Genomic DNA, 17,834 nt, shown 5'->3' on the forward strand with positions numbered 1-17,834 from the left:
CGTGATAAGCTATTCATCACCAAATTGCTGATCCGCATGGATTTTCAGGAGCCACCCATGGACATGAACGGGCCGATTCCCCTGGACCGCCAGCTTTGCTTCTCCCTCTACGCGACCAGCATGGCCATCACTCGGGCCTACAAGCCGCTCCTGGACGCCCTTGGCCTGACCTACCCGCAGTACCTCGTCCTCAACGTGCTCTGGGAAGAGGACGGCCAGACGGTCAGCGCCATCGCGGCGCGACTGGCGTTGGAGTCGAGCACCATCACCCCGCTGGTGAAGCGGCTGGAACACGCCGGTTTCGTCGAACGGCAACGCAGCGCGGCGGACGAGCGACAGGTGCATGTGCGATTGACCAAGTCCGGCCGCGACCTGCGCGCGAAGACAGGCTGCCTGGTCGAGAGGCTGTTGCAGCGATCGGCAATGACGCGCGAGGAACTCGCCGCCCTCAACCAGCAGGTGCAAAGGCTGCGCAATGCACTTGCGGCGTCGACAGCGGATTGAGCTGACAAACGGAGACCAAGCAGCTCGCCTGATTCTCGCCGCTGGAAAGCGCAAGCTCGACTGCGCGAGTTCGACCCTGATCATCGACTCCGATCACGAGATCAAGGACCCGCGCGCCGTTGCGACAGAATCCTCGAAGAGGATCTGACTGGAAATAGCGCAAGCGGATTCCAGGCATCCATCTGATGGCCTGGCCCCACAACCGCGCACGCCACCCCAACCAGCGCGCCGTCGACTGATCGCCTCATGCCAGGCGACCCACACCGCCAGGTCGCCCTATCCACCAGGAGACTCCCCCATGTCCCACGTCGACTACCCGAAAGACCGGACCGCCTATCTGCTGGTGGATCCCTACAACGACTTCCTGTCGGAAGGCGGAAAGGTCTACCCGCTCATCGCGCCGATCGCCAACGAGGTTGGCCTGCTCGACAACCTGCGCACCCTCGACCGCACCGTCCGCGCGCGCAACATTCCCGTCTTCATCGTGCCGCACCGCCGCTGGGAGCCGGGTGACTACGAAGGCTGGGACCATCCGAATCCAAACCAGCTCAAGGTCATGAAAGGCCATCACTTCGCCCGCGGCGAATGGGGCGGCGAATGGCACCCGGACTTCACGCCCAAGGCCGGCGACACCATCGTTTCCGAGCATTGGGCCTCGAGCGGATTCGCCAATACCGACCTCGACTTCCAACTCAAGCAGAAAGGCATCACCCACGTGATCGTCGTTGGCCTGCTGGCCAACACCTGCATCGAATGCACCGCCCGCTACGCGTCGGAGCTCGGCTATCACGTCACGCTGGTGCGCGATGCGACCGCCGCCTTCCGGCACGACATGATGCATGCCGCCCACGAACTGAACGGCCCCACGTTCGCTCACGTCATCACGACCACTGACGAACTCGTCGCGAACCTGACCCGGGACTGAGCTCATCGCGGGGTTGGCGACGACACAACTGCACGACGGCGGCGTCGCCGCCGCGCCGCGCGACCAGCTCAACTACGTCGCCTCGCGACATGCACTGTCCAAGGCATCGGTGCGCCATGACCAGTCTCGGCTTCGAGACATAAGCCCATCCGTTTGTATCTGGATGTATCCGCGCCAGCGGCGGCTAACTTTCAAGACAAATCCATGGGTTGCGCGACACCCGCGCGATACCTCGCGACCTCGAAATGGCGGCACCTGAAATGCAGGGCCCACCAGCCCGAGGAAACCGCGATGTCCAACCATGACAACCACAGCCAGCTCCCCCTGATGTCCCGCATCGATGGCGTGGGCCAGTGGCTGGCCCCGCTCGGCCTGCGCGCCCTGCTGGCCTGGGAATTCTTCGAAGCCGGCCGCGAGAAGCTGCAGGGACAGAACTGGTTCGCCGACCTGGGCGACAAGTTCCCGCTGCCGTTCTCGCTGCTCGGTCCGAACGTCAACTGGACGCTCGCCACGTGGATGGAGTTGGCCGGCGCCGTGGCGCTGCTGCTCGGACTGGGTACACGCTACGCCGCGGCCGCCTTGTGGGTGGTCACCGTGGTGGCGATCTATGCGGTGCACTGGCCGACCGACTGGTCGAGCCTGTCCGAACTGTGGCAGGGCTACGCCATCACCAACGAAGGCTTCGGCAACTACAAGCTGCCGCTGATCTACCTGGCGATGCTGCTGCCGCTGATGCTCAACGGCGCGGGCCGCTTCAGCTTCGACCACCTGATCGCTGCCTATCGGTCGCCAGCTGCCTCGACAACCGCCGACAGCTCGGCCTGGGGTGTGGTGCTGTTCGCCATCGGCGTGACCGTATCGCTGCTGTTGCCGTGGGCGGGTGGCGTGCTGGCCATCGTCGGCATCGCCCTGATGACCTGGTCGTGGCGCCGCGCGAGTTCGGCCGGCCGACTGGTCACGGCCTGACCTTCCCGTTCTTTCCGACTCTCCGTTTCGATTCGCCGAGGCAGCGCATTGGTTGCTCCACACGTCTGACCCCGGGTTTGTATCTGGATGTATCTGCCGCGCCGGCAGCCAACTTTCCAGACAAATCCATGGGGTAGGCGACAACCACGCGATACCTCGGAGGGTCGAAATAGCGCCCTGGAACTCTTCCGCTCCATTCGCACCGCAGCCGCGGTGCACCCCACCCGGAGTAAATGCAAATGTCCACTATCAACACGCGCAACACGCGCAGCACCACCGTCGGCGCCCTCGGCGTCGCCCTGGCCGGCCTGGTCCTCAGCAGTTCCGCGTTCGCCGTGCAGCCGCTCGCGCAGGGCTACATGGTCGCCGCCAGCCACGCCGCCGCCGAAGGAAAGTGCGGCGAAGGCAAGTGCGGCGGCAATGAAGCCAAGCCGACGAAGACCGCAGCCGTGAAGACGACCGCTGAAGGCAAGTGCGGTGAAGGCAAGTGCGGCGATGACCATTTCGCCCAGGTCGATACCGATGACGACGGGCGCGTGTCGCGTGCCGAGTTCCTGGCGGCGTCGCCGGAACGTATCGCCGAATTTCCCAAGAAAGACGTAAACGGCGATGGCTTCATCGCCAAGAGCGAGTCCTACGAGTCGATCAAGGCCCTCTACGAAGCCAATGGCAAGTCGTTGCCGGCCGGTCGCTTCAAGGAGTTCCAAGGCAAGTAATCCAGCACCGCTGGTAGGTAGTTCCGGCGTCGGGCTCCGATTTGTATCCGAATGTATCGGCCGCCCGGGTAGAGAACTTTCCAGACAAATCCATGGGCTACGCGACATCCGCGCGATACCTCCGAGCCCTGAAATGTCACCACCAAGGTTCCCCCAAACCCAGATTTCAAATCGCGCCATTCGGCGCACCCCAAGCGGCCACGCCGCATCCCCCTGGAGAAATGCAATGTCACGTAACAACACCCGTAACACCGTCGGCATGCTCGGCGTCGCTCTTGCCGGCCTGGTCCTCAGCAATTCCGCGTTCGCAGTGCAGCCGCTCGCGCAGGGCTACATGGTGACCGCGAGCCACGCCGCCGCCGAAGGCAAGTGCGGTGAAGGCAAGTGTGGCGCCGATGAAGCCAAGCCGGTGAAGCAGGCTGCTGCTACGAAGGCCGCCGAAGGCAAGTGCGGCGAAGGCAAGTGCGGCGACGCCCGCTTCGCCCAGACCGACACCGACGATGACGGTCGCGTCTCGAAGGCCGAGTTCCTCGCCGTCGTGCCGGGTGGCGACACCTACTTCGCCCAGATCGACAAGAGCAGCGACGGCTACATCAGCGAGAAGGAGGCTTACGAGAACGTCAAGCGCGCCTTCGAATCCAACGGCAAGACGGTTCCGGTCGGCCTGTTCGCCAGCTACGCCAAGTAAGACGAGCAAGGCATTACCGCTCTGTAGTCCCCCTTGCGCCCCCTCGATTCTCTCTCCCCCACGAGGGGGCGCCTTTTTCCCCAGGACATCGTGATGCGCACCATCAGTTCTCCCACTTCCGCCGGCCTGGGCTTGCGCCGCGGCCTCATGCCGCAACTGCTGGCCATGAAGGACGGCGCGGTGGATTTCCTCGAAGTCGCGCCGGATAACTGGATCGGCGTGGGCGGGCAGTTCGGCGAGCAGCTGGCGCAGCTTGCGGCGCGCTTCCCGATCAGCGCGCACGGCCTGTCGTTGTCGCTGGGTGGCACCGAGCCGTTGGACATGGACCTGCTCCAGCGCACGCGCGAGTTCAACGACCGCTTCGGCGTCGCGCTCTATAGCGAACACCTGAGCTACACGTCAGACGACGGGCAGCTCTACGACCTCATGCCCGTTCCTTTCACCGATGAGGCGATCCGTCACGTCGCCGCGCGCATCCGCCAGGTGCAGGACGTGCTCGGCCGGCGCATCGCGGTGGAAAACGTCTCCTACTACGCCGCGCCTTACCAGGCGCTGGCGGAGATCGATTTCATCAACGCCGTCCTGGTCGAGGCCGACACCGACCTGCTGCTGGACGTCAACAACCTGTACGTCAATTCGATCAATCACGGCTACGACGCCGAAGCATTCCTGGCGCGCTTGCCGCGCGAGCGCATCGCCCAGTACCACATCGCCGGCCACTTCGACGAGGCCATCGACCTGAAGGTCGACACGCACGGCGCGCCGGTGAAGCCGGACGTTTGGGCGCTGCTGGCCAGCGCCTACCGCCGCTTTGGCGTGCGCCCGACGCTGCTGGAGCGCGACTTCAACTTCCCGCCGCTGAAGGAACTGCTGGAGGAGACCGGGCGCATCCGCATGATGCAGCTGGCCTACGCCGACCGGCAGCGCCTGCTGGAGCAGTCCCATGTCGCCTGACACCCTGCGCGAACAGCAGTTCACCCTGGCGCGCCACCTGCGCGATCCGGGCGCAAATCCGCCGCCGCCGGGCCTCGAGGAGCGCCGGGTCCGCGTGTACCGGGAGCTGTTCTTCAACAATATCGAAAGCCTGCTGGCAGGCGGTTTTCCGGTGATCCGCGAAACCCTGGGCGATGCCCAATGGAAGACGCTGGTGCGCGCCTTCTATGCCAACCACCGCAGCCGCACGCCGTTGTTCCCGCAGATCGCCGCCGAGTTCGTCGACTTCGTCCAGGAGCGAGCCGGTGAGCCCGGAATGCCGTTGTGGCTGCCTGAGCTGGCGCATTACGAGTGGGTCGAGCAGGCGTTGTTCGTCAGCGACGCACAGCCGCCGCAGCACGATCCGGAAGGTGACCTGCTCGACGGCGTGCCGCTGCTGTCGCCGCTCGCGCTTCCGCTGGCGTACCGCTGGCCGGTCGCGGAAATCGGCCGGAGCCATGTTCCGGACGCGCCGCCCGCCGAACCGACCACGCTGCTTGTGCATCGCGACGCCGCCCACCAGGTGCACTTCGCCCGCATCGCGCCGCTGGCGTATTGGCTGCTGGCCGCGCTTCAGGCGAACCCGGCGCCCGGCCGCGAGCACCTGGCTGCATTGGCGGCGGAAACTGGCGCCGATCCAGCCGAAGTGCAGGCGAACGGCTTGCTGTTGCTGCAGCAGCTGCGCGCGCAAGGTGTGATCCTGGGAACTCGCACGGCGGCAGAGTAACGAATCAATCACCGTTGAAACGCGAGCACGAACCCACGCCACGAGACCTTGGCCTTTGGACAAAGGCTCGTCGATTCCTCCCGGCGCATTTGACGCCGGGTAACCGCGGCGGAATCAGGCCTTCGCCTAGCCCAGGACGCCGAGCAATGCCTTGGCTGTGGCTTCGGATGATGCGGGGTTCTGCCCGGTGATCAGATGGCCGTCGACAACCGCCAGGCTCTGCCAGTCGTCGACTTTCTCGAATCGACCACCGAGGCGCTTGAGCTCATCCTCGAGAAGGAACGGCACGACCTTCGTCAGCTGCACCGCCTCTTCCTCCGAATTGGTGAATCCCGCAACCCGCTTTCCCTTGACGATGGGCTCGCCCTTGTACTCGACGTGCCGAAGCACCGCGGGGGCGTGGCAAACCGCGGCAACGGGCTTGCCGTTGTTGTAGAAGCTCTCGATCAATTTGATCGAGACCGGGTCTTCCGCGAGGTCCCACATGGGGCCGTGGCCGCCAGGGTAGAAGACGGTGTCGTAATCTTTCGCCGATATCGTGTCCAGCCGATGGGTATTGGCCAGGACTGCTTGCGCCTTTGCATCGGCCTTGAAGCGATTCTGGGCCGGTGTCTGGTTGGCCGGGTCGTCGCTCTTGGGATCTATCGGCGGCTGTCCACCCTTGGGCGAGGCCACCGTGACGTCGGCTCCCGCATCGGTAAAGACATAGTAGGGGGATGCGAACTCCTCCAGCCAGAATCCGGTTTTCTCCCCGGTGTTGCCGAGCGTGTCGTGGGAAGTTAGAACCATGAGTACCTTCACTTGAGTTTCTCCTGAGATTGATTTCGAAGAATCGTCGGAAAATCCAAGGTAGTCAGCTGACTTCGGCGCCGATTTCCGTGTGCCACCCGCATTCCCGCTGGTTCGTCGTCGTCCGGGTGAGCTAGCGAAACGGCGCTGCGCGGGCGAGCCCAGAAACCAGCGGACGCGCAGCTTTGGCGTGCGTCTTGCGTGTGGAGTGGGTCCATTCACCACATCCATTGGCGTCGGCTGACGCCCGCTACTTCTATCGCCGATTGGGTTAGCACCCGGTGATGCGGCCGAGGCTGTTCGACTCATTGCCTTGTCGTAGCGTCGACGCGGCCAAGGCCTGCGATTCCATCGCGGAGCGGAAGAATGTCTGCGGGAAAAGCAGGGCAGCGGCCATGTCGTCGCCATCACGACGAGCCTCGTCGACCATGCGATCGATGGCGTTCCGTCCGTGCTGGCGTCGCTCACGAAGGGCGGACTCAATGCCGCGACCAAGTCGCTGGCCATCGAGTATGCCAAGTGCGGCTTCAGCGTGAATGCGGTGTCGCCTGGAATCATCAAGACGCCCTTGCATGCGCCCGATACGCACGAGAGGCTGGCTGCGCTGCACCCGGTAGCCCGAATGGGTGAAATCAGCGACATAGCCCAGGCTGTTATCTACCTCGAGTCGGCTGGGTTCGTGACGGGCGAGATCCTGCACGTCGACGATGGGCAGAGCGCCAACTAAAGCAGCGGGGCGGGGGCATTCCTCGCCCCGGGCCAACCAGGAGAACGATCATGCCTATGGTCAATGTACAAATTACGCGTGAAGGAACCAGTCCCGATCGCGACGCACCCACGCCGGAAGAGAAGGCATTGCTCATCAAGGGCATCAGCGAAGTACTGCTGAACGTCCTCAACAAGCCGCTCGACTCGACCTTCGTGGTGATTGAAGAAGTCCCCTTGGAAAACTGGGGCTGGGGTGGATTGCCCGCTCTCGAATTTCGACGACAGCGGCAGGCCGGAACCAGGTAGGACAACTGGATGCTGTTCGTTCTGGTCTCTTGCCCGAACGAACCACCATCTCGCGCTACGCGATCGAGGCCTGACCCGGATCCTTGATCGTTATGGTGGCCGCGAGACCTCCATCCTTACGATTACGTAGCGTCAACGATCCGCCGATCGACGTCGTGAGTTGCTGGGCAATGGCCAGGCCCAGGCCGGTTCCACCGGTGTCGCGGTTGCGCGAAGCCTCCAGGCGATAGAAGGGCTGCATGGCCGACTCCAGCTGATCTTCCGGAATCCCGGGGCCGCGATCGAGGATCGCGATCGAAACCGATCCCTCGCCGGCTTGTGTGTTCACTTCAGCGGCACCGGCGTACTTGATCGCATTGTCGACAAGGTTGCCGACTATCCGACGCAAGGCCTGCGGACGCGTGGTCACCGGCCGCCCGATGTGGCCCGACAGGGTGACCGGCTTTCCGGTGTCCTGGTAATCAAAGACCAGGCTGTCCAGGAATGCATCCAGGTCCACTCGCTGGGGCGGCTCGGAGGCGCCATGAACGCTGCGCGCATAAGTAACGCCGTCGCGAACCAGGTGTTCCATTTGAGCGAGATCGTCGATCAGTTTTCCACGCTCCGGTGAATCGTCCATCGCTTCGGTCCGCAACTTCATCCGCGTGATCGGTGTCTGCAGATCGTGCGAGATCGCGGCCAGGATCTGCAGGCGCTCCTGCAGGTGGCGGGCGATGCGGTCCTGCATTGCGTTGAAGGCGACCATCGCCTTGGCGACTTCGACCGGGCCGTCTGCCTGCAGGCGCGGTCCGTCGCCGCTGGGGCTGAGCGACTCGGCGGCGCTGGCCAGGCGCGCGAGCGGCCGAGTCGCCAGCCGGACCGCCATCCAGGCGCAGAAAAGCAGGAGCAGCAGCTGCGCCGCGAGTACGTACGGCAGCCATTGCGCGATCGGAAGGGCGGAGGGAGCCACTTCAATGGTCAGCGGACTACGGTCGCTCAGCTTGAGATGGAGTTGGAAGCGTTCCGGCGTGTCCGAAATGGCGCCCGCCTGGATCGGGTACTTGCTGCCCAGCACGCGCGAAGTGAGGTTGGCAATGTTTTTGGCCCGCTCGCTGGTCAACGCTCCTCCGGCTTCGCCCGGCCCGAGAATGTAGTGATAGGTGCGGCGTTCGAGGATGGGCAGCCAGTGTTCGCGTTCGGATGCGGGAATATGGTCGAGCACCGCCACCGATGTCCCGATATCGCGCTCGTAGTTGCTGAGCATCATCGATGTGGCGGTGACATAGCGCTCGTAGAAGAGCATGCCAAACGACAGCGCATGGGCGACGAACAAACCTGCAAACAGGATCAGGTACAGGCGCGACGTCATCGTCCTGGGCAGCCAGCGTGACAACGAGCTCGCTTGCATGCTCATGAGTCGTCGCCCACGAGGGTGACCGGCAAGCTGAACACATAGCCCTCGCTCCGTACCGTTTTGATGTAGGCCGGTTCGCGCGCGTCATCCAGCAGGCGCTGGCGCAGGCGGCTCACCAGCAGGTCGATCGATCTGTCGAAATGCTCCGCATCGCGCCCCTGGGTGAGGCTCATCAGCTGGTCGCGGCTCAGCACGCGTTGCGGGTGATCGAGGAACACCCGTAGCAACCGGTACTCCGCGCCACTGAGCGCGACCACCACCTCCTGCTCATCGACCAGATGGCGCGCAGTCGTGTCCAGGCGCCATTTACCGAAGGCGAGCACCCGGCTCATCTCGGTAACCTGCAGGTTGGGCGGCAGCATCCGCGTACGCCGGATCACTGCCTTGATCCGCGCGAGCAGCTCGCGCGAGGAGAACGGCTTGACCACGTAATCGTCGGCGCCCATTTCCAGCCCGATGATGCGGTCGGTCTCGTCATCGCGGGCTGTCAGCATCAGGATCGGAATCGATCGGTGCTTGCTGGCGCGCAGGTTGCGGGAGAGCACCAGCCCGTCTTCGCCGGGCATCATCACGTCGAGCACGATCAGGTCGATCGCGGTGGTCTCGAGGACGGCGTGCATCTCGCGTCCGTCGCCCGCCATCGATACGCGCAGGCCGTTCTTCTTCAGGTAGTCGGCCACCATCTGCCGGATCTCGCGATCGTCGTCGACGACCAGGATGTGATCAACATGTTCCATAGGATGAGGTCCCGGCTGCTTGACGCATCGGCGAGTCGCCGCCGATGTGTCCTGTCCACGTGCCTAGCGCTTGTCCAACAGCTGCTGGATCCTGGCCTCCGTATCGGCATAACCGCCCTCGCCGAAGTGCCGGTAAACGATGCGACCGTCCTGGTTGATCAGGTACTGCGCCGGCCAGTACTGGTTGCCGAAAGCGTCCCAGGTCTTGTAGTCGTTGTCCTGCGCGACAGGATAGCGGATGCCGAATCGCTTCACCGCGCTCTCGAGATTGCCAAGGATCCGCTCGTGGCCGTACTCGGGTGTGTGCACGCCGACTACCACCAGGCCTTGTGCCGCGTAGCGCTCATGCAGCTGCTTCATGTGGGGCAGTACGTGGATGCAGTTGATGCAGTCGTAGGTCCAGAACTCGACCAGGACGACTTTTCCGCGCAGCTGCTGCAGCGTGAGCGGCGCGCTGTTGATCCAGTGGTTGATTCCCGTGAATTCCGGGGCCATGGGCGCGGGAGCGCTGCTGGTCGGCTGGACCGGATCGTCGAAGGTGCCCGCGGTGCACGAGGCGGCGCACAGGCAGGCGGCGAGGAAGGTGATGATGAGCTTGAGCACGTTCAAAGTCCTGTCGAAAAGGAGGGGAGCCACTGCGTTGCCCAGGCCGTGAAGGCTATGTCGTAGTGGAAAAGCTGGAGCAGGGCAACCGCGATGGCGATGGCACCAAAGGTCATGCGGAAAAGGTTGGCCCGGCGATTGAAGAAGGAGAGGCGCGCCGACACCCAATTGCCGCCATAGGCGATCGCCAGCATGGGCAGACCGGCGCCGATGGCGTAGATGCCGAGCAGGGCGGTGGCCTTGCCAGGGGCGTGGGAGCTGGCCGCGAGCGCCAGTACCGAAGCCAATACCGGGCCCGCACAGGGCGTCCATGCCAGGCCCAGGGAAGCGCCCACCAGCAAGGCGCCGGTTCTGCCCTCCGTCGGTCGCGATGTAAGGCCGCCACGGCGGGCGCGCCACTCACGCACGCGCATCACCAGCCAATCGAACGGCGCCGTCCAGACGCAGGCCAGGCCGGCGACGAGCAGGAGCAGGATCGAGCCGGTACGGATGGCCTGCTGCAGTTCGCCCGAGGAAGCCGCCAATGCGCCGATCAGGATTCCACCCGCGGCGAACGTGGCAACGAAACCGGCGATGGTCAGCAGGGGTTCCACCTTGCTGCGTCCGGCGGTAGTAGCCAGCACGATCGGCAACATCGGCAGGATGCAGGGCGAGGCGATGGTGGCCATGCCGGCCGCGCCGGCCAGTGCGTACTCGATCACTTGGCGTGTCCTCTTGCTGGAGTTCGTAAGCCGGGAACTGGCCTGCCGGAGGGCAGGCCAGTGCCGGAAATGCCGGAACTAGACCAGGTTGATCTCGACGTCGATGTTGCCGCGGGTGGCCTTGGAGTACGGGCAGGTCTGGTGGGCGGCGTCCACAAGCTGCTGGGCGACATCGCGCGGCAGGCCCGGCAGGCTGACGTTGAGGCGCGCGCCGAGGAAGTAGGCATCTCCGGTGTTGCCGAGATCCACCTCGGCGTCGACGGCGCTATCGGCGGGGAGAGTGACCTTCAGCTTGGCAGCCGCGATTCCAATCGCGCTGAGGAAGCAGGCAGACCAGCCCGCGCCAAACAGCTGCTCCGGGTTGGTGCCGGTGCCGGTACCGGGCGAAGAAAGCTTGATGTCCAGCCGGTCGTCGGAGCTGCGCGACTTGCCCTCGCGGCCGCCGGTGGTGTGGGTCTTGCCCGTGTAGAGCACTTTTTCGATCTGGTTGATCATGGCGATGATTCCTGTGTGATGTGGTTTGGTTTCGTGGATCCACCCCCCTAAGGCTTGGAGCAATCGGCATTGGGGGTGGGTCGGCCGATGTGGGAAGTCTTTCAAGGCCGTTTGCAGCGGATGTGTTCAAAAACCCGCGCTTGTGCAAGGTTGTGTATGCGGAGCAGCCGCTGATACATGCCGGTACAAACCCCGCATCGCTCGATATCGCGGCGAGCGCTGATCACGCACTGATCGCCCGGGCGCTACGGCTGAACGGCGCGCCCTGCGGATGCGCTGGACGCTTTCATGACCGGGCTGGTGCAGCGGCTGGACTCTTCGACGAGTCGGCACTGTCGAGTCGGACCGCCCGCGCCTTAATGCGAATCGGGAGACGGCGTGCCAAGCGGCGCTACTTTCCGCATCAACGGCACCATGGCGGTGGTCAGCACGAAGCACGCCATCACCGCCAGGAACGTATCCGAGTACGCGAGCGTCTGCGCCTCGCGGTAGGTGATCTGCCAGAGCGGGCGAAGCACCGCCTCGGGGGCTACGGTGCCCAGGCGTTCGGTTGCGCCTGCGATCCAGAGGTTCATCGCCTCGTTGGTGCTGTTCAGGTGTTCGGCCAGGCGGAAGAAGTGCAGGTTCGTGCGGTCATTGAGCAGCGTTGCGCATGCCGCGATGCCGATGGCACCGCCGAGGTTGCGCATCAGGTTGAACAGACCCGAGGCGGCCTTGAGGCGCGCCGGCGCCAGGCCGCCCAGCGTGAGCGTCACGATCGGCGCGACCGAGAGTTGTTGTGCCATGCCGCGCAGCGCCTGCGGGAACAGCAGTTGTTGCGCGCCCCAGTCATGGGTGATGGGCGAGAATTCCCACATCGAGATGGCGAACATCGCCAACCCGGTCATCATGATCCAGCGCAGGTCGACGCGCGGCGCCAGCCACGAGTACAACGGCACGGTGATGATCTGGAACACGCCCGTCGAGAACACCGCTTCGCCGATCTGCAACGCGCTGTAGCCGCGCACACGTCCCAGGAACAGCGGCGTCAGATAGATCGTGGCAAACAGGCCAATGCCCGTGACGAAGGAGAAGAAGCTCCCGAGTGCGAAGTTGCGATCCCGCAGCGCGCGCAGATCGACCAGCGGATTGGCGTACGTCAGCGTGCGGGCGATGAAGCCAACGCCGCCGATCGCGGCGATCCACGCCGTGGCCTGGATCGTGCCGTCGCCGAACCAGTCCCAGCGTGGGCCTTCTTCCAGCGTGTATTCCAGGCAGCCCAGGAACAGCGCCAGCAGGATCATGCCGAGGTAGTCCGCGCCGCGCAGCAGGGACAGATCCGCCTTGTCGATGTTGACGAGGATCGGGACCATGATTGCGACGAACAGGCCCGGCACCAGGTTGATGAAGAACAGCCAGTGCCACGACGCATGCTCGGTGATCCACCCGCCCAGCGTTGGCCCCAGCGTCGGCGCAAGCGAAGCCAGGCCGCCGACGGTTGCAGCAGCGAGTACTCGCTGCTTGCCATCGAAGAAGATGAAAGCCGAAGTGAATACCATCGGGATCATCGAGCCGCCGAGGAAACCCTGCAGCGCGCGGAACGCGATCATGCTCTGGATGTTCCAGGCAAAGCCGCACAGCAGGCTTGCGGCCGTGAAGCCAATCGCCGAGGCCGCAAACAGCCAGCGCGTGGAAAACACGCGCGACAGCCAGCCCGATAGCGGAATCACGACTATCTCGGCGATCAGATAGCTGGTCTGCACCCACACCGTTTCGTCCGCACCGGCCGAAAGAGCGCCGCCAATGTCGCGCAGCGAAGCCGACACGATCTGGATGTCGAGCAGTGCGATGAACATGCCCAGGGACATGGTTGCGAAGGCCAACACCTTCTGCGCAACGCTTGGCACGGCCGGAATGGCCGGTAAGGCAAGCGGCAGGGTGGTCGCGTTCACAACGTCCCCTTGCCCTGGCTCCCGCGGGTGTCGATCTCGACGGCGACGGAAAGTCCCGGACGCAGCAGGCCGAGCGTCCCGTCCTTCGGGTCCAGGACGATGCGCACGGGTACGCGCTGCACGATCTTGGTGAAGTTGCCCGTCGCGTTCTCCGGCGGCAGCACGCTGAACTGTGCGCCCGTCGCCGGCGCCAGGCTCGAAACATGGCCGTGGAAGACCTTGTCCGGCAGGATGTCGGCGCGGATCTCGACCGGCGTACCTTCATGCATGCGTGCGAGCTGGCCTTCCTTGAAGTTGGCATCGACCCACAGGCCGTTCGCGGGGACGATGACGAGTTGTTGTCCGCCCGCCGCCGCATAGGCGCCGAGGCGGGCGCGGCGATTGCCGACCACGCCATTCACCGGCGCGCGCACTTCGGTGTAGCCCACCAGTAGCTGTGCCGCATCGCGTTCGGCCTTCGCCTGCACGAGGGCGGCTTCGGCCTGGCGCTTCTGCGAGGCGATCACTTCGATCTGTCTTTCCGCCGCGCTCAGGCCCGCCTGCGCGTGCTCGGTGTTGGCCAATGCGGTGCGATAGGTGGCGTCGGCGCGCTGTGCGCTCTCCAGGGACACGAGTTGTTGCCCTGCCAGCAAGGCGTAACGGGCCTGGTCGTCCCTGGACCGCACGCCCTCGGCAGCGGCCACGTCGATACTGGCGCGTGCCTGTCGAATGACCGCGTCCTGCAGGTGCGTCGTGGCATCGAGGTTCGCCAGCAACGCTTCCTGTGCGGCGACGGCGCCTTCCGCCTTGGCCAGCGCGGCTCGCAACTCGCGGTCATCGATGCGGAACAGCAGGTCGCCGGCGCGGACACGCTGGTTGTCGTGCACCGCCACCTGGGCGATGTAACCCGAGACCCGCGGTGCGATTACGGTGACGTCGCCACCGACGTAGGCGTCATCGGTGTCTTCGATGAAACGGCCCACGTTCCACCAATGCAGCCCGTACAGGCCGACGGCGATCGCCGCGGTGGCAGAAAGTGCCTTGACGAGCATGCTCTTGCGGGACTTGGGGACATTCGGAACCTCCGTGTTTTCCGGGAGAGTTCCGACGGCGGATAAGTTGGTCATGGCGACACCTGGATTCTTTGTCCGCGGCGGCCTGTGCGGATCGGTGCCCAGGCCGCCGGTTCCGGTCATTGGTCGTTGGCGGCGTAGCGCAGCGCCGGCACGGCGCGCGACAGGCTCGGCCCCATCGCCTTGCGGGCCTGCTCGTATGCATTCCACTCGGCAACATCGGGCAGGGCGGGGATGGTCACCACTTCGCCCTGGGCGAGGCCGGCCAGCGCGGCATCGACCATGTCTTCGGCCGACATCACGATCTCGCGGGGCAGGTGCTCGACCGGCATGCCGGCGACGTCCCAGAACTCGGTCGCGGTGGCACCCGGCAGGACTGCCTGCACGCGCACGCCCTTGTCGGCCAGTTCGTGTTGCAGCGACTGCGAGAACGCGAGGACGAACGCCTTGCTGCCGCCGTACACGCCGTTGAGAAGCTCGGGGGCCAATGCGACGACCGAGGCGATGTTGATGATCGTGCCGGTACCGCGGGCGACGAAGCCCGGGGCGGCGGCATACGCCAGGCGCATCAGCACGTTGACGTTGAGCGTAATCATCCGCTCCATGTCGGCAACGTCGGATAGCAGCAACGGTGTCGTCGCACCGACGCCGGCATTGTTGACCAGCACGGTGATGCTTGCGTCGCGCTTCAACAGGGCTTCGATCCTGCTTAGATCGGCCGGGTCTGTGAGGTCGGCGGCGACGGTTTCGACCGAGCGGCCGGTGCGGTTGGTGAGCTCTTCGGCCAGTTGGCGCAGCTTGTCGGCGCGCCGGGCGACCAGGATCAGGTCATGGCCGGCGCGGGCGAGGCGTTCCGCATACAGGGCGCCGATGCCCGAGGAGGCGCCCGTGATCAGCGCAGTGCCTTTGTGGGTGGTGGTGTTCATGGCGGTTCATATGACCGGCGGTCGCCGGGTGCGGTCGAGAATGTAGATTCGCTTGACCGTGGCGTAAATGTCATATATACCTCGTTTCAGGTCATACCCGTATTTCCGGCCATGCTCACCATCGGCTTCGCTCTTCCACCCGGGTTCCAGATCATGGGGCTGGCGGCCGCGTCGGCCTTCGAGCTCGCGAACGCCAGCACGAAAGACTCGCTCTACGGCATCCGACTGTTGTCGGAGCAGGGTGGCCCGGTGCCCAATTCGTTCGGGATGTCGATCGAGACGCGCCCGCTGGCGCGGCAGAAGCTCGACACACTGATCGTCAGCGGCCGGCTGCGTCCGGAACCGTCCAGCCCTGGGCTGATCAGGCAAGTGCAAAAGGCCGCCGAATCCACGCGTCGTATCGCATCGGTCTGCACCGGCGCCTTCATCCTCGGCGAAGCCGGGCTGCTGGACGGGCGGCGCGTCACCACCCATTGGGTCCATGCGCGCAACCTGCAGAAGCAGTTCCCGAAGGCGCACGTCGAGGACGACCGCATCTTCATCATTGACGGCAATGTCTGGACGTCGGCTGGCATGAGTGCCGGTGTCGACCTGGCGCTGGGCATGATCGAGAAGGATTTCGGCATCGAGCTCGCCCGTGTCGTGGCGCAGAAGATGGTCGTCTATCACCGCCGCGCAGGTGGCCAGTCGCAGCATTCGGCGTTGCTGGAGATGGATGCCACGTCCGATCGCATCCAGGGCGCACTGGCGTACGCGCGCCGCAATCTGCGCGCGCCACTGTCCGTGGAAGAGCTGGCCGAAGCCGCGCACCTGAGCCCGCGCCAGTTCAGTCGCGCATTCCGTGCCGAAACCGGGCAATCGCCGGCGAAGGCGGTCGAGCACCTGCGTGTGGAAGCAGCGCGGGTAATGATCGAACAGAGCCGCCACACTCTGGAAGAAGTGGCGAACGAGACTGGCTTCGCCGATCCGGAAAGGATGCGCCGTGCGTTCCTGCGGACGTTTGGTCAGCCGCCGCAAGTCATGCGGCGCAACGCCCGCCTGGCGGCAGGTTAGGGTGACTGGAGGTCATATAATTCAATCGAGCAATAAATCCGCTCGATTCACGGCCCGTACGCCGGGAGCTGGCATCTCCGTTACTGAGTTCGGATGGTCCGATGCGCACCCATCTCGCCAGCGGAACTGTCGGCGCGAGGCATTCGCTTAGCATCATCAGGCTGCGCGCCGCCTGGCGCCTGCTTGGCAGCGAGGTTGGCCGTCACGCAGGCTTGTACCTGCCGGAGGACTACGATCCGGACAAGCGTCCGATCGTGATGATTCATGGCTTGGGAGGCAGCCCACTCGCGTGGGAGCGACTGTCGAATGAGCTGCGCGACACTCCCGAACTCCGCGCCCGCTTCCAGGTGTGGCATGTGCTCTATCGCGCCGATGCACCGATGCTGGTGATACGCCGCCGCGTACAGCGCTATCTCGACGATGCGTGGAATGTGCTCGACCCCAAAGGCAATGCCCCTGCGCGATCGGGCCTGGTGTTGATCGGACACAGCCTTGGCGGCGTGGTCGCGCGAATGCTGTGTGTGGAAAGTGGCGATGCGCTATGGTCCGCCGCATTCACCGTGCCGCCACAGACTGTGCGGATAAACGCGGCGAATGGGGCCGATATTGAAAGCGTCTTCCGATTCCAGCCCTATCCGGGCGTTTCCCGGGCCATTTTCATGGCGGCACCACACCAGGGCAGCCCCAGCGCTGATCGATGGCTCGGGCGGTTGTTCCGCGCCTTGATTGGTGGAAAGGCTCCGGAAATACAGTCGCTGAGCCGTTTTGCACGTGACCACCCCGACATGGTGCGGGAGGAATTGCGCGTGAACTATCAAAAGGCCAGGTTCAACAGCATTACCAGCCTGCAGACATCACAACCGGTTCGTCGCGCTGGCCAGTCACTAATGCCTGCAGGCATTCCCTATCACACCATTGCCGGCGTCCTTCCAGGGAGTGAGCCGGAAGGTGATGGTGCGGTGCCGCTCAGTAGCGCCATCCTTCCAGGCGCGGCATCGACCCTGGTAGTGGAATCGGGGCACGACCTTTACGACCACGACGAAGCGGTGGCGGAAGTGCTGCGAATTCTTCGGGAAGATCTCATCGAACGTTATGAGTTCGAACCGGGCTCCGCGCAATCTCCAGCGAAGCTGGTCTGACTCGCACACGACGACGTCGCAAGTGAATTGCGCAGCTTTTGCACCTGCTGGTTGAGGGCGGCGAGTTCCTCGCGCGTCATTGCCGAGCGCTGCAACAGCCTCTCGACCAGGCAGCCTGTCTTCGCGCGCACGTCCCGGCCGGACTGCGTCAATCGCACGTGCACCTGGCGCTCGTCCGTCGCGCTGCGTTGCCGTTCGACGAAACCGGCGTGTTCCAGCCGCTTCACCAGCGGGGTGATGGTGCTCGACTCCAACGCCAGCCGTGACGCGATGGCGCTGACCGTCTGGCCGTCCTCTTCCCAGAGCACGTTGAGGACGAGGTACTGCGGGTAGGTCAGGCCCAGGGCATCCAGGAGCGGCTTGTAGGCCCGAGTGATGGCCATGCTGGTGGCGTACAGGGAGAAGCAAAGCTGGCGGTCCAGGGGAATCGGCCGGTTCATGTCCATGGGTGGCTCCTGAAAATCCATGCGGATCAGCAATTTGGTGATGAATAGCTTATCACG

General features: G+C 64.4%; 22 protein-coding genes. 11 read left to right on the forward strand and 11 right to left on the reverse strand.

Going from position 1 to position 17,834, the window contains the following annotated elements; all coding sequences use genetic code 11:
- The first annotated feature begins 57 nt into the window (after positions 1-57).
- From ACYVGE_RS08935 to ACYVGE_RS08965, 7 genes are all read left to right on the forward strand, one after another.
- Positions 58-504 (forward strand): MarR family winged helix-turn-helix transcriptional regulator, encoded by a 447-nt coding sequence (locus ACYVGE_RS08935; RefSeq protein ID WP_460729132.1) that lies wholly within the window; start codon positions 58-60, stop codon positions 502-504.
- A 298-nt stretch (positions 505-802) separates the two neighbouring features.
- Positions 803-1,429 carry a cysteine hydrolase family protein gene (locus ACYVGE_RS08940; RefSeq protein WP_460729134.1) on the forward strand — a complete coding sequence of 209 codons (627 nt, stop codon included), beginning with the start codon at positions 803-805 and terminating at the stop codon, positions 1,427-1,429.
- A gap of 291 nt (positions 1,430-1,720) precedes the next feature.
- On the forward strand, positions 1,721-2,395 hold the full coding sequence (locus tag ACYVGE_RS08945; protein ID WP_460729136.1) for an HvfX family Cu-binding RiPP maturation protein: 675 nt from the start codon (positions 1,721-1,723) through the stop codon (positions 2,393-2,395).
- A 233-nt stretch (positions 2,396-2,628) separates the two neighbouring features.
- Entirely contained in the window at positions 2,629-3,111 is a 483-nt protein-coding gene (locus tag ACYVGE_RS08950) for an HvfA family oxazolone/thioamide-modified RiPP metallophore (protein ID WP_460729138.1), read from the forward strand.
- A 226-nt stretch (positions 3,112-3,337) separates the two neighbouring features.
- Positions 3,338-3,799 (forward strand): HvfA family oxazolone/thioamide-modified RiPP metallophore, encoded by a 462-nt coding sequence (locus tag ACYVGE_RS08955; RefSeq protein WP_460729140.1) that lies wholly within the window; start codon positions 3,338-3,340, stop codon positions 3,797-3,799.
- A 93-nt stretch (positions 3,800-3,892) separates the two neighbouring features.
- On the forward strand, positions 3,893-4,753 hold the full coding sequence (locus ACYVGE_RS08960; protein WP_460729142.1) for an HvfB family MNIO-type RiPP peptide maturase: 861 nt from the start codon (positions 3,893-3,895) through the stop codon (positions 4,751-4,753).
- Positions 4,743-5,498 carry an HvfC family RiPP maturation protein gene (locus ACYVGE_RS08965; RefSeq protein ID WP_460729144.1) on the forward strand — a complete coding sequence of 252 codons (756 nt, stop codon included), beginning with the start codon at positions 4,743-4,745 and terminating at the stop codon, positions 5,496-5,498. The genes ACYVGE_RS08960 and ACYVGE_RS08965 overlap by 11 nt, the downstream gene beginning before the upstream one ends.
- A gap of 126 nt (positions 5,499-5,624) precedes the next feature.
- On the opposite strand, the gene ACYVGE_RS08970 is transcribed toward ACYVGE_RS08965, so the two are convergent.
- Both ACYVGE_RS08970 and ACYVGE_RS08975 read right to left on the reverse strand, forming a co-directional pair.
- Entirely contained in the window at positions 5,625-6,299 is a 675-nt protein-coding gene (locus tag ACYVGE_RS08970; protein ID WP_460729146.1) for a type 1 glutamine amidotransferase domain-containing protein, read from the reverse strand.
- 259 nt (positions 6,300-6,558) lie between these two features.
- Complete coding sequence (locus ACYVGE_RS08975; protein ID WP_460729148.1) at positions 6,559-6,717, reverse strand: hypothetical protein; 159 nt, start codon at positions 6,715-6,717, stop codon at positions 6,559-6,561.
- Here ACYVGE_RS08975 and ACYVGE_RS08980 point away from each other — a divergent pair.
- Positions 6,694-7,014, forward strand: coding sequence for an SDR family NAD(P)-dependent oxidoreductase (locus ACYVGE_RS08980; RefSeq protein WP_460729172.1), 321 nt, complete (start codon positions 6,694-6,696; stop codon positions 7,012-7,014). The genes ACYVGE_RS08975 and ACYVGE_RS08980 overlap by 24 nt on opposite strands.
- A 50-nt stretch (positions 7,015-7,064) precedes the next feature.
- The gene (locus ACYVGE_RS08985; RefSeq protein WP_460729150.1) at positions 7,065-7,301 is read left to right on the forward strand and encodes a tautomerase family protein; all 237 of its coding nucleotides are present in this window, start codon (positions 7,065-7,067) and stop codon (positions 7,299-7,301) included.
- A gap of 55 nt (positions 7,302-7,356) precedes the next feature.
- Here ACYVGE_RS08985 and ACYVGE_RS08990 read toward each other — a convergent pair whose 3' ends face one another.
- The 8 genes from ACYVGE_RS08990 to ACYVGE_RS09025 all read right to left on the reverse strand — a co-directional run bounded on the left by ACYVGE_RS08990 (position 7,357) and on the right by ACYVGE_RS09025 (position 15,139).
- Positions 7,357-8,694, reverse strand: coding sequence for a sensor histidine kinase (locus tag ACYVGE_RS08990; RefSeq protein WP_460729152.1), 1,338 nt, complete (start codon positions 8,692-8,694; stop codon positions 7,357-7,359).
- On the reverse strand, positions 8,691-9,431 hold the full coding sequence (locus ACYVGE_RS08995; protein ID WP_460729154.1) for a response regulator: 741 nt from the start codon (positions 9,429-9,431) through the stop codon (positions 8,691-8,693). Before ACYVGE_RS08995 ends, ACYVGE_RS08990 begins: the two co-directional genes overlap by 4 nt.
- 63 nt (positions 9,432-9,494) lie before the next feature.
- The gene (locus ACYVGE_RS09000) at positions 9,495-10,034 is read right to left on the reverse strand and encodes a thioredoxin family protein (protein ID WP_460729156.1); all 540 of its coding nucleotides are present in this window, start codon (positions 10,032-10,034) and stop codon (positions 9,495-9,497) included.
- Positions 10,035-10,036: 2 nt separating this feature from the next.
- On the reverse strand, positions 10,037-10,735 hold the full coding sequence (locus ACYVGE_RS09005) for a cytochrome c biogenesis CcdA family protein (RefSeq protein WP_460729158.1): 699 nt from the start codon (positions 10,733-10,735) through the stop codon (positions 10,037-10,039).
- 78 nt (positions 10,736-10,813) lie between these two features.
- Complete coding sequence (locus ACYVGE_RS09010; RefSeq protein ID WP_460729160.1) at positions 10,814-11,230, reverse strand: organic hydroperoxide resistance protein; 417 nt, start codon at positions 11,228-11,230, stop codon at positions 10,814-10,816.
- A 356-nt stretch (positions 11,231-11,586) separates the two neighbouring features.
- On the reverse strand, positions 11,587-13,161 hold the full coding sequence (locus tag ACYVGE_RS09015; RefSeq protein ID WP_460729162.1) for a DHA2 family efflux MFS transporter permease subunit: 1,575 nt from the start codon (positions 13,159-13,161) through the stop codon (positions 11,587-11,589).
- Positions 13,158-14,267 (reverse strand): HlyD family secretion protein, encoded by a 1,110-nt coding sequence (locus tag ACYVGE_RS09020; protein ID WP_460729164.1) that lies wholly within the window; start codon positions 14,265-14,267, stop codon positions 13,158-13,160. The genes ACYVGE_RS09015 and ACYVGE_RS09020 overlap by 4 nt, the downstream gene beginning before the upstream one ends.
- 65 nt (positions 14,268-14,332) lie before the next feature.
- Positions 14,333-15,139 carry an SDR family NAD(P)-dependent oxidoreductase gene (locus tag ACYVGE_RS09025; protein WP_460729166.1) on the reverse strand — a complete coding sequence of 269 codons (807 nt, stop codon included), beginning with the start codon at positions 15,137-15,139 and terminating at the stop codon, positions 14,333-14,335.
- 111 nt (positions 15,140-15,250) lie between these two features.
- Here ACYVGE_RS09025 and ACYVGE_RS09030 point away from each other — a divergent pair, with 111 nt between their 5' ends.
- Together ACYVGE_RS09030 and ACYVGE_RS09035 are read left to right on the forward strand one after the other, a co-directional pair.
- Positions 15,251-16,192: a GlxA family transcriptional regulator gene (locus ACYVGE_RS09030; RefSeq protein WP_460729168.1), complete on the forward strand. Its 942-nt coding sequence runs from the start codon at positions 15,251-15,253 to the stop codon at positions 16,190-16,192.
- A gap of 101 nt (positions 16,193-16,293) precedes the next feature.
- On the forward strand, positions 16,294-17,331 hold the full coding sequence (locus ACYVGE_RS09035; protein ID WP_460729170.1) for an esterase/lipase family protein: 1,038 nt from the start codon (positions 16,294-16,296) through the stop codon (positions 17,329-17,331).
- Here ACYVGE_RS09035 and ACYVGE_RS09040 read toward each other — a convergent pair.
- On the reverse strand, positions 17,283-17,798 hold the full coding sequence (locus tag ACYVGE_RS09040; RefSeq protein ID WP_460729174.1) for a MarR family winged helix-turn-helix transcriptional regulator: 516 nt from the start codon (positions 17,796-17,798) through the stop codon (positions 17,283-17,285). The two genes, ACYVGE_RS09035 and ACYVGE_RS09040, sit on opposite strands and share 49 nt — an antisense overlap.
- Between the last annotated feature and the right edge of the window lie 36 nt (positions 17,799-17,834).

The organism is Lysobacter rhizosphaerae, assembly GCF_054779795.1.